The 471-nt window shown below is 41.0% G+C and carries 1 pseudogene; it reads right to left on the bottom strand.

Features of this window, described 5'->3' with window-relative positions:
• Positions 1–123: 123 nt before the first annotated feature.
• A pseudogene (locus tag EII32_RS11625) lies at positions 124–471 on the bottom strand (transposase); the annotation flags it as partial.

The raw sequence follows: 471 nt of genomic DNA, 5'->3' as shown, positions 1-471 counted from the left end.
GAACCAAACTCAAAATCCAGTGTCCGCAAGGACGTGCCGGTTCGACCCCGGCCGCCGGTATAGTTATAAAACAAGGTTTTTAAACCTTGGGCTCTTTGTCAACTGTAGTGGGTAGGTGAAAAGCTAACATCTGGAGAGAATCAGATTGGTTCTCTCCTTTTTGATGTTCAAGGCAATCAAAATCCTTCTTTTAAAGTTGTCATCTTTCGGAATCCAAAGGCATTTCGTTTAATGACTTTGATGAGGTTGTTTGTCGCCTCAAGTTTGGCATTTGAATAGGGTAGCTCTAAAGCATTGATAATCATGTCCTTGTCTTTCAAAAAGGTCCTAAAGACCGTCTGAAAGATAGGATTCACCTTTGGCAGAGTCTCATTGATCAGGTCAAAGAAATGCTCAGTCTGTTTTTCTTGGAAGTGAAAGAGAAGTAATTGATAGAGTTCGTAATGTTCTCTAAGTTCTTGGGAATAGCCG

Source organism: Prevotella sp. OH937_COT-195, assembly GCF_003932845.1.
Lineage (GTDB): Bacteria > Bacteroidota > Bacteroidia > Bacteroidales > Bacteroidaceae > Prevotella.
This window is presented reverse-complemented; position numbering and strand designations above follow the sequence as displayed.